We start from the raw sequence: 9,724 nt of genomic DNA on the forward strand, positions 1-9,724 counted from the left end.
CCGCCGTGGTTAACTTTGTCCAAGCTGTCACCGTTCGATCGAGTAAAGGCAGATTAACCACATTATAGCCGCGACTGCGGGCCAACTCATCCAAATGCTCGATCGCACTGTCCACCTCTACCCCCATCACCCGTTCCCCTACAAAAACACTATCGGGTTCCATCCCCTTTGAACTAGGCACGAGAGCGAGGCTATATTCGCCTCTAACCCAGCTAAAAACGTCTTCAGGCAAATTTAAACCTAAAGGCGACTGGAAGCGGTTTAAGACCTGTGTTATTAATTCCTGTAGGGGACTATCTGCTTCTAACCCCTCCTCTACCTGAGTCCAAAAACGATTTAAATCCCGACTAGCGGCGACTAAAAGGCTATTTTCGCCGATAAAAGATAATGCTCCCACGGGACTAGATAAAATTGGTGCTTGGTTATCCTGTCCTAAGACTCCAATTAAGGCGGTTTGAGCGACTATTCCCCCGGATTTGAGGGAAAAAGCCGTGGCTAATCGTTGTTTTGCTTCGGGACTCTCCGGGACGGGTTGATTAGCGATCCAAGCCGATAACGGGGGTAAATTGCCGTAAACTATAGCTATACGCGGTTCGGTGATATTTTTGAGGGCTTCTCGGTAATCAGGGCTATTTTTTAGGTTTAAATCCGGTACTTGCACGTTATTAAGGGCCTCGCGCAAAACCTTGATATTATTGGCAAAAAGCACCGTATCACCGACGACGGCACTAGCGAGAAAACGATTATTATCTCCTGCGGTCAAGGGACGTTGATAAATGAGGTTAACTCCCTTGTAGAGTTCAAAAACAAGGTCAAATTTGCCCGAAACCGCCTGTTTTGAGTAGGAAGCTTGCAGAAATTCCTTAGCGCGTTCACCATCTTTACTTTGAATTGCCAAAAGATAACCCGGTTGGATACCATTATCGGTATCGCGATCGAAATCTAGGGAAGTAACAGCGAGGGTAATTTCTTCCCCTAACCAGGGTTTGATTTCCTTTTGATAATTTAATCCCGTTTTACCGAGCAGAGTTTTTTCTAAATCTTTAATTTGTTGGTGGGAACGTCGTCGATTAGCCGGTGTAGCGATTAATTGACCAAAAGACTCTAAACGTTCGGGATTGACCAACAAGGATACCATAACCGGGGACTGTTTCGGCACAAAAATCGCCGCCATCGGTTCCCGCAGCACCCCACCTTTGAGCAAAGACAGAGGACTATCGGCGAGAATCCAAGCAAAACTGGCTGTAGCGACTCCTAGGAGAATGATTACCGTCGCACCTAAAATATAGAAAAACGATCGCAATTTCACAACCTTGTCCCGAGATGAACCATTAGCTATTTTAAGCCAGCAATTGACCCAAGAATTTCGATCGCTACAATTCTTACCAGACTGACAACGGATAACTCGCCACCGATAACTAATTTTTACCAGCCTTTTTCCGCTTGAGCGAGGACATAGTTAGCTACAGTTTCGATATCTTCAGCGCTGAGACGACCACCGAAAGCCGGCATCGCCCCCATACCTTTGGTAACTTGGGTAACGATAGCTTCAACGGAATCTTTGCCGTATTTAACTAAATCTTCTTTTTTCAGGGTTTTAGCGGCATTAACCACGTTTTTACCGCCCATGTGGCAGGAAGCGCAGTTAGCACTGAAAATCGAAGCCCCATCAGCTAAAGCGGGACGAGCCATACCGAATGTAACCACAGCCAAGAGCAAGCACAGGGAAATTAATAATCTTTTCACGATTGGTTCTCCTCTATTTCTCAAGAAATTCCCCAACCATCGTCAGAAAAAACCGGTTTTCTTGTCAAAAGACAAGCTGTCAAACTTGGTGTAGAATTAATCAATGGGACAGTTAAAAGCAAACTTTTACTTTTTTGTCAAAAGACAGGCTGTCAAACTTGTCATCTTCCCTCGTGTAAAGGATTAACAAGCATGAAAAAATTAGGTTTATTGGTCGCTACCCTGGTGCTAGTCGTCTCTAGCTTCTTCTTCAACACTGCCTCCGCTGCTGCGGAAACCTTCACGGTGAAGATGGGCGGTGATGCGGGTACACTACAATTTGATCCCCCCGCCCTCACTATTAAAGCAGGAGATACGGTGAAATGGGTCAATAACAAACTTTCTCCCCATAACATAGTTTTCGATAGCACCAAGGTTCCCGAAGCCCAAGCTGCTAAATTATCCCACAAGGGTCTGGCTTTTTCCGCCGGTGAGTCCTTTGAAAGCACTTTCAGCGAACCGGGTACTTACACCTACTACTGCGAACCCCATCGCGGCGCCGGTATGGTCGGAACGATTACCGTTCAGTAATTATCCGATTTTAACCAAAAATAACTCGCGGTTAACTGCCGCGGGTTGTTTTTTTGGGAATTATGAAGACTTTTCAGTTATCAGTAAACAGTAATCAGTAATCAGTGAGGTTCTTCAGTTTGTCTTATGCAACGGACAGGGTTATAAGGAATGAAACTCTTATAGAGAAAGACATTTGGCGATTTTTGTCAATTGTTTTTGAACTAGAACGAACTCATCAATTAAGTTTTTTGCCAGATAAGGATTTAGTCGATTTATGCCCCCCGAGCGAACCATACCAAGTTCAGTAATCAGTAAACAGTAATCAGTGAACTGAAAACTCGCATCTGATAACTGATAACTGATAACTGATAACTGAAAGGGCTGTCTCGTGAAATATAAAGTCTCGGTTACAAAACTGACTTCCGAGCAATTCTCACCCCACCATAGAAACAGAAGCCCCTAGAAAAATCAGCCATGAAAGAACACGATGTCGTTATAGTGGGCGGTGGGTTAGCAGGATGCCGCGCCGCCTTAGAAATCAAACGCCTCAACCCGACTATCGATGTTGCTGTCGTTGCCAAAACCCACCCAATTCGTTCCCACTCCGTCGCCGCCCAGGGGGGTATCGCCGCCGCCCTGCAAAACGTTGACCCCAAAGATAATCCCAAGGCCCACGCCTACGATACCGTCAAAGGTTCCGATTTTCTGGCTGACCAGGATGCAGTGGATATTCTCACCCAAGAAGCCCCCGAAGTTATCATCGAATTGGAACATCTAGGCGTGTTATTCTCCCGTCTCGAAGATGGACGCATTGCCCAAAGAGCCTTTGGCGGTCACAGCCATAACCGTGCCTGTTACGCCGCCGATAAAACCGGTCACGCCATGCTGCACGAATTAGTCAGCAATTTAGGCCGTAATCAGGTAAAAATCTACGATGAATGGTACGTTTTGCGTCTTATCCTCGAAGAAGGTACGGCCAAAGGGGTAGTAATGTACCAAATCGCCACCGGACAGTTAGAAATCCTCCGGGCAAAAGCAATTATGTTCGGGACGGGGGGCTATGGTCGCGTTTATAACACCACCTCCAACGATTTCGCCTGTACGGGAGACGGTTTAGCTTTATCGGCAAAAGCGGGTATTCCCCTAGAAGACATGGAATTTGTCCAATTTCACCCCACTGGACTCTATCCCGTCGGTGTTTTAATCTCAGAAGCAGTCCGGGGTGAAGGTGCTTATTTAATCAATAGCGAAGGTCGTCGTTTTATGGAAGACTACGCCCCCTCGCGCATGGAATTGGCACCCCGGGACATCACTTCCCGGGCCATTACCCTAGAAATTCGCGCCGGCCGGGGGGTAAATCTGGACGGTAGCGCCGGGGGTCCCTTTGTCTATCTGGATTTACGCCATTTAGGCCGGGAAAAAATTATGAGTCGCATTCCCTTTTGTTGGGAGGAGGCCCACCGTCTCGTCGGTGTCGATGCGGTAGAGGAACCGATGCCCGTCCGTCCTACAGTTCACTATTGTATGGGAGGCATTCCCGTTAATACCGATGGTCGCGTTCGCTTAAGTGCCGATACCCTGACCGAAGGCTTTTTCTCCGCCGGGGAATGTTCCTGTGTCTCCGTTCACGGGGCCAATCGTTTGGGCAGTAATTCCCTGTTAGAATGTGTGGTCTATGGGAGAAGAACCGGCAAATCGATCGCTAAATACGTCGAAAAACGCGCTTTTCCCGTCTTTAATCCCGATATTTACCTTCAGGATGCTAAAGAGGAAATCACCGCTTTATTGACCAAAAAAGGCACGATTCGCATCGGTCAACTACGTCAGCAATTCCAAGACTGTATGACCCAACATTGCGGCGTTTTTCGCACCGAAGCGACCATGCGCGAGGGAATTAAACAAATCGGCGAATTAAAGCGCAAATACGAGCAGATTTACCTCGATGATAGGGGGGATTGCTGGAATACGGAACTAATCGAGGCCTGGGAATTACAAAGTCTCATGGTGGTGGGGGAAATTATCCTCACCTCTGCCCTCAATCGTCAAGAAAGCCGAGGGGCCCATTCCCGCGAGGATTTTCCCCAACGGGATGACCAAAATTTCCTTCAGCATACCCTCGCCTATTATTCCCCCTCCGGCATCGATATCGACTATATGCCCGTGGTAATTCAGGATTTCACCCCCGTGGAACGTAAGTATTAACCTCTGGTCGGACGGTAAATGTAAAGGAATTTTACAAACTCCTTGGCATTTACCGAGATTTAGTTCTATACTAAATAAAGCAACGCGGGATAGAGCAGTCTGGTAGCTCGTCGGGCTCATAACCCGAAGGTCAGTGGTTCAAATCCGCTTCCCGCCATTACTTATAAAGCTAGTAGTTAACCCCGATTTCCCGTTAGGGAACATCGAACATTACCCTTTCAAGACAGCGATTGGGGTCAATGTAGGATTGGCGAGAATGGAGACAACTATAATTATCCATGATCAAGATCTGTTCTGCTTTTAAATAGATCGGAACGTGATAGGCTTCAAACAGGGCCATTTACAAAATGTTTGAAAGAAGTAGCGGGGATTGGAATCGACCAATCTTAAGTTAGAAAACGGGTTTCTTAGAGAAACCCGTTTTCTGGGTTAGATGTGGTATAACAGAAAAGTGGTTATGTCAGAGGAAAGAGATATGCCATCAATTTTTATTTGTTATTCCCACCAAGACAAAGGATGGAGAGACAGACTGTTAAAATTTCTCGAACCTCTGAATGATGAGGAAAAAATAGTCTGGTCAGATCTCGACATACAACCGGGGGATATTTGGGATGAAAAAATTAAAGACAGTTTATCACAAGTAACAATTGCGATGGTATTGGTTAGCCAAGACCTGCTTAATTCTCGTTATGTGAAGAATGAAGAATTACCCCGTATTTTGAAAAGACGTGAAGAAGAAGGAGTCGTTATAATTCCTATATTTCTTAGACATTCTACTGTGAAAAGTGTTTCTTTTAAATACACTAATGAAGAGGGAATAGAACAAAGATTTTACTTACATCAATTTCAGTCTCCTAGCAATAATTCTCCCAGCAATCCTCTCTGTGATCTAAAGAAATCAGAATATGAAAAAGTTTTCGTATCCGTTGAGGATAAATTGCGATCGCTGATTGAAGAATCTAAAAAAAAACAGTCTGAACCCTCTAAAAAAGCGGTCCAACCCCTGACCACCTCTGGGTTAGTGGATACGCAACTCCCACCCGTGCGTAGATGGCAAGGACGACGGGAAGAATTGCAAGAACTCCAAACAGCGTTAGGGAATGACCATCTAAGGTTAATCGAGATTACCGCCGCCGGGGGTTATGGTAAAACTGCTCTGGCGAGAAAGTTTACAGATCAATTAACTGCTGATTGGCCAGTATTATGGGTTAATTTTAACCAGCCTTACCCTTTGGCACAGTTCGGACGGTGGTTATTAGAGGAGTTAAAACAAAATTATGATGAAAAATGGAATGATGGGCAATTAATAGACGCAATCAGCAAAGGGTTAACCGCTAAACCCTGTTTATTAGTGTTGAATAATTTGGAAACGGTACTAACTGCCCCAGTAAATTTGGTTTATCAGCAATTCTTGCAAAAATGGTTAAACACAGAAAGCAGCAGTAAGCTATTAGTCACCAGTCGAGAACAGCTAAAATTCCCCGTCAATTTGCAAGATTATTATTATTCTTGGCCTTTAAAAGGGTTAAAAGAAGCGGATGCGATGCGTTATGTCACCGAAGATCACGGCTTAACGGGAAGCGATGAAGAATTAGCCCAATTTGTCGATAAAATGGGAGGTCATCCCCTCTTAATGGAACTGGTTTGTAGTTTGATGAAAGATAAGTTTGGGAAAGGGGTTTCTGTCACCGAGTCGCAAAATTTAGGCTTAAATATGTTTGATGTGGAAGGTTATCACCGCGACACGGAAACCTGTGTCAGAGAAGTGATTACCGCCAGTTTAGCGCGATTATCGAAAGAGTTTAGGGAGAGTTTAACGCGGTTATCGGTATTGCGCGAGAGTTTTGATTTAGGGTTAGCGCAGGGATTAACCCCAGAAATAACTGACCAAGATTTACGACATTTTGCTTGTTTATCTTTATTACAAGAATTTCCCCCCGAACCCAAAGCGAGAAAACCGCGACGGTTTCAGTTTTTGCCTTTAATATCAATGGTGGTGCAAGATCAAGCAAATCCTGAAGTATTGCGATCTGCCCATCAATTAGCCTTAGATTATTATTTAGCTCATTTACCTGTCCCTCCCTGGGAATCCTTGGAAGATTTGAAGGAATATTTAGAGGCGTTTCACCATGCAGGGGAATTGGGAGAATGGCAGTTAGCTTATGATATTTTGAATGAGGATCGAGGAGGAGAAGAGAAAGATAAATCGGTTAATAGTTTTTTAGATTTACAAGGATTTTATCGTAAGCAAGCAGATCATTATGAACAGGTGATTGCAGGGAGTCAACGGGAACAAGTTTGTTATCGTAACTCGTTAAGTTATTTGGGAAGTTGTTATCGTTCCTTGGGACAGTACGAAAAAGCGATCACCTATCACCGGCAATGTTTCTACATCAGTAAGGAAATAGAAGATTGGCAAGGGGTGGCAACTTCTCTATGTGGTTTAGGCAATTGTTATAAGTCCTTGGGGCAGTATGAAAAAGCAATTTTCTATCACCAGCAATGTCACGACATCAGTGAAGCAATGGGCTATCGGCGAGGGGTGGCAAGTTCTCTCGGGAATTTAGGCAATTGTTATTATGACCTAGGACAGTATGAAAAAGCGATCGACCTCTACCAGCAATATCGCGACATCAGTGAAAAAATCAGATTTCGGCAAGGGGTGGCAATTTCTCTCGGTAATCTAAGCAATTGTTATTTTTCCTTGGGACAGTATGAAAAAGCGATCGCCTATCACCAGCAATCTCTCGACATCAGTGAAGCAATGGGCGATCAGCAAGGGGTAGCATCTTCTCTACATACTATAGGGAGTATATTGCTCAAACTAGAAAACTACAGCGAAGCCGAAAGGAAAATTCAAGCATCCTTAGTAATTTCTCAAGATATTGGTTATAAATATTTAATCGCCTATAGTTTAAGAGTCCTTGCTGAAATTGACCACCAAACGAATCGCCCTGAACTTGCCCTCAGCCATTGCCAAGAAGCGCTTAAATTATGCCAAGAACTGGGGATTCCCTTGGTTAAAGAGTGTGAGGAACTGTTAGGGCAAATTCAGGGAAACCTAGGAGAAGCCAACAAATAAAATGAAACTTCCCAATGCCGATCAAGCCAACCTAGGAGACAAACTTGAACGTTACTGCCTCAATCCTGAGCATTCAAAAGGAAAACATAAAGCCTTGCTTTTCAAACAAAGATTAGGGATTACCTTAGCTAATAAAGAAATCCTAGAAAATGCTCTTAAAAAAGCAGTAATGGAAGGAGAAGCCGAACTTTATAAAATCGATCAATATGGCACTCACTATGATCTGAAATTTAACCTCTGTACCGACATCGGAGAATCCTTAATTTTAAGTTGCTGGATTGTCCAAATAACTGAAAATTTTCCTCGTCTTACTAATGTCTATCCCATTAATTAACTAGCCCATGATGAACACCATTCAAGAATACGATCTCGTTGCCCTAACGGAAGATGTTACGGCTACTCACAAAACGACCCATCAGCCCATCCTTCTGCGTCGCGGACAAATGGGAACTGTTTTAATGTCTTTTAATCAGCAAGCTTTTCTGATTGATTTTACCGATCAAAACGGCCAAACCTTTGCGATGGAAACCGTTGATCACTCAAAACTTCTACGGCTGATCAGTGAACCTGAATTAGTCTCAGTCTAAGATAAAACTTTCGCCAACTTTTAGATAGAACTCTTTATCTTGCTATTCGGGAAAAAACTTTCAACAGCTTATTTCATCAAGAAATTGGTCAAATACTCCTTGAAGAAAAAACACTAAAACTAATTATCTTTAACCCCGAAACTGAGGTAATCACCCAATGGATAAACTAAACCATTACCGCAAAATTATTCATCAGATTCTTGTCCCCTATAGCCAAATTATTTATAACAATGCGGACATTCAAAATCGTCTAGCTTTTGATCCTCAGAATGATCAATATCTCGTCATTTCAGAAGGTTGGCAACAGAATCAGCGTTATCATGATTGTCTGATTCATTTAGAAATTATTAACGACAAAATTTGGGTACAATGTGACAACACCGAAGACGGTATCACCAAAGAATTACTAAGCGCAGGCATTGCTAAAGAAGATATTGTTTTGGGATTCCATGAACCTAAAATACGTCAATATACAGGCTTCGCTGTCGCTTAACTTTCAAATATGATGGACAATTCTCAAAACCGCAATCGCCGCCAAATGAATCACTATTAGAAGAAGATTAGAAACTCTTGATAACCCAAGTCAGCCATGAAAATCACCTACTTTCAGGATACGGATACTCTATACCTAGAGTTCAATAACAATCCTATTGTCGAGACTCAAGAAATCAATGAAAATACCAAATACAAAATACAAAATACCTTGGTCGATCTTGATCAGCAGGGGAATATTTGTGCAATCACCTTGAAACAGGCCAAAAACTTAAAGGATCTGAATGCTTTTTCCCTCGAAACTATTGTCGCGCCTCAATTAGCTTCAAGTTTATAAGAGTTGTCATAATAAAATTATTCTATAAACCTTGACGTGATATAATATATATAACATTTGGGCGCAGATTCCTTGTGACCCTATAATCGGACAAATTCGTTATTATCAATGACAACAACTTTAATCAATCACATTGAAATTACCCCAGAAACTTGTGGCGGTAAACCGCGCATCGCAGGTCATCGCATCAAAGTCCAAGATGTCGTTATTTGGCACGAACGCCTGGGAATGTCACCCGATGAAATTGTTTATCATTATCCCAGCATTACTTTAGCTGATGTTTACGCGGCCCTTTCTTACTATCACGATCACCTTGAAGAAATTAGACAACAAATCACAGATGATGATACCTTTGCCAAGGAAATGCAAGCTAAAACACCTTCTCTAGTCCAAGAAAAACTAAAAAAATGAATGGGCAATAAAATTAAATTTCACCTTGATGAAAATGTAAGCTATAACATTGCTCTTGGATTGCGCCAGCGAGGCCTTGATGTTACTACCACTCCAGAAGAAAATTTATTGGGGGTATCCGATGAAATACAATTGCAATTTGCCTTAGCCAATGGTCGCGTGATTTTTACTCAAGATAAGCTTTTACGCATTTAAGTTACATTGACAGCATTACCCTTATTTTTAAGTTTTCTACTCCATTTAATAATCAATCCCCCTTCATTTAAAAGCTGATTGACTACTTTTTCCAGTTCTTCTTTATTTTCAAATTCTCGA

At 42.9% G+C, this 9,724-nt stretch carries 11 protein-coding genes, 1 tRNA gene and 3 pseudogenes; 11 read left to right on the forward strand and 4 right to left on the reverse strand.

Annotation, left to right across the window (positions count from 1 at the left end):
* Both IM456_RS10005 and petJ read right to left on the reverse strand, forming a co-directional pair.
* A partial coding sequence (locus IM456_RS10005) for a DUF3352 domain-containing protein (protein WP_287707186.1) occupies positions 1–1,309 on the reverse strand: 1,309 nt, incomplete at its 3' end.
* A gap of 116 nt (positions 1,310–1,425) precedes the next feature.
* On the reverse strand, positions 1,426–1,746 hold the full coding sequence (gene petJ / locus IM456_RS10010) for a cytochrome c6 PetJ (RefSeq protein ID WP_002796336.1): 321 nt from the start codon (positions 1,744–1,746) through the stop codon (positions 1,426–1,428).
* A 192-nt stretch (positions 1,747–1,938) separates the two neighbouring features.
* Between petJ and petE the strand changes: the two genes are divergently transcribed.
* The 3 genes from petE (at position 1,939) to IM456_RS10025 (ending at position 4,657) form a co-directional block, all read left to right on the forward strand.
* Positions 1,939–2,316, forward strand: a complete 378-nt coding sequence (petE, locus tag IM456_RS10015) for a plastocyanin (protein WP_079205634.1) — start codon at positions 1,939–1,941, stop codon at positions 2,314–2,316.
* A gap of 456 nt (positions 2,317–2,772) precedes the next feature.
* Positions 2,773–4,500 (forward strand): succinate dehydrogenase/fumarate reductase flavoprotein subunit, encoded by a 1,728-nt coding sequence (locus IM456_RS10020; RefSeq protein WP_008203921.1) that lies wholly within the window; start codon positions 2,773–2,775, stop codon positions 4,498–4,500.
* 83 nt (positions 4,501–4,583) lie between these two features.
* A tRNA-Met gene (locus tag IM456_RS10025) sits at positions 4,584–4,657 on the forward strand.
* 36 nt (positions 4,658–4,693) lie between these two features.
* On the opposite strand, the gene IM456_RS10030 is transcribed toward IM456_RS10025, so the two are convergent.
* Positions 4,694–4,840 carry a TauD/TfdA family dioxygenase gene (locus tag IM456_RS10030; RefSeq protein ID WP_002762128.1) on the reverse strand — a complete coding sequence of 49 codons (147 nt, stop codon included), beginning with the start codon at positions 4,838–4,840 and terminating at the stop codon, positions 4,694–4,696.
* A gap of 93 nt (positions 4,841–4,933) precedes the next feature.
* On the opposite strand from IM456_RS10030, the gene IM456_RS10035 reads away from it, so the two are divergent.
* From IM456_RS10035 to IM456_RS10070, 8 genes and pseudogenes are all read left to right on the forward strand, one after another.
* Positions 4,934–7,582 (forward strand): tetratricopeptide repeat protein, encoded by a 2,649-nt coding sequence (locus IM456_RS10035; RefSeq protein WP_149987245.1) that lies wholly within the window; start codon positions 4,934–4,936, stop codon positions 7,580–7,582.
* Between the two features lies 1 nt (position 7,583).
* A complete protein-coding gene (locus IM456_RS10040; protein ID WP_002800853.1) occupies positions 7,584–7,916 on the forward strand; it encodes a DUF6883 domain-containing protein in 333 nt (110 codons plus the stop codon).
* Between the two features lie 10 nt (positions 7,917–7,926).
* Positions 7,927–8,169, forward strand: a complete 243-nt coding sequence (locus IM456_RS10045) for a DUF4926 domain-containing protein (RefSeq protein WP_012267894.1) — start codon at positions 7,927–7,929, stop codon at positions 8,167–8,169.
* Positions 8,170–8,201: 32 nt separating this feature from the next.
* Positions 8,202–8,339, forward strand: a pseudogene (locus IM456_RS10050) (element excision factor XisH family protein); the annotation flags it as partial.
* Positions 8,327–8,662: a XisI protein gene (locus IM456_RS10055; protein ID WP_012267893.1), complete on the forward strand. Its 336-nt coding sequence runs from the start codon at positions 8,327–8,329 to the stop codon at positions 8,660–8,662. The pseudogene IM456_RS10050 and the gene IM456_RS10055, both read left to right, overlap by 13 nt.
* A gap of 96 nt (positions 8,663–8,758) precedes the next feature.
* Entirely contained in the window at positions 8,759–8,998 is a 240-nt protein-coding gene (locus IM456_RS10060; RefSeq protein ID WP_149987244.1) for a DUF2283 domain-containing protein, read from the forward strand.
* A 108-nt stretch (positions 8,999–9,106) separates the two neighbouring features.
* Positions 9,107–9,409 carry a DUF433 domain-containing protein gene (locus IM456_RS10065; protein WP_002795644.1) on the forward strand — a complete coding sequence of 101 codons (303 nt, stop codon included), beginning with the start codon at positions 9,107–9,109 and terminating at the stop codon, positions 9,407–9,409.
* Positions 9,410–9,586 (forward strand): annotated as a pseudogene (locus tag IM456_RS10070) (DUF5615 family PIN-like protein); the annotation flags it as partial.
* Positions 9,587–9,600: 14 nt separating this feature from the next.
* On the opposite strand, the pseudogene IM456_RS10075 reads toward IM456_RS10070, so the two are convergent.
* Positions 9,601–9,724 (reverse strand): annotated as a pseudogene (locus IM456_RS10075) (IS630 family transposase); the annotation flags it as partial.

Source organism: Microcystis sp. M079S1 (assembly GCF_020246425.1).
In the GTDB taxonomy this organism is placed as follows: domain Bacteria; phylum Cyanobacteriota; class Cyanobacteriia; order Cyanobacteriales; family Microcystaceae; genus Microcystis; species Microcystis aeruginosa.

Excerpts from the sequence above, each read along its gene's own strand:
- petE (WP_079205634.1), top strand. The coding sequence starts at position 1,939 with ATGAAAAAATTAGGTTTATTGGTCGCTACCCTGGTGCTAGTCGTCTCT.
- IM456_RS10020 (WP_008203921.1), top strand. The coding sequence starts at position 2,773 with ATGAAAGAACACGATGTCGTTATAGTGGGCGGTGGGTTAGCAGGATGC.
- IM456_RS10030 (WP_002762128.1), bottom strand. The coding sequence starts at position 4,840 with ATGGCCCTGTTTGAAGCCTATCACGTTCCGATCTATTTAAAAGCAGAA.
- IM456_RS10035 (WP_149987245.1), top strand. The coding sequence starts at position 4,934 with ATGTGGTATAACAGAAAAGTGGTTATGTCAGAGGAAAGAGATATGCCA.
- IM456_RS10040 (WP_002800853.1), top strand. The coding sequence starts at position 7,584 with ATGAAACTTCCCAATGCCGATCAAGCCAACCTAGGAGACAAACTTGAA.
- IM456_RS10045 (WP_012267894.1), top strand. The coding sequence starts at position 7,927 with ATGAACACCATTCAAGAATACGATCTCGTTGCCCTAACGGAAGATGTT.
- IM456_RS10055 (WP_012267893.1), top strand. The coding sequence starts at position 8,327 with ATGGATAAACTAAACCATTACCGCAAAATTATTCATCAGATTCTTGTC.
- IM456_RS10060 (WP_149987244.1), top strand. The coding sequence starts at position 8,759 with ATGAAAATCACCTACTTTCAGGATACGGATACTCTATACCTAGAGTTC.
- IM456_RS10065 (WP_002795644.1), top strand. The coding sequence starts at position 9,107 with ATGACAACAACTTTAATCAATCACATTGAAATTACCCCAGAAACTTGT.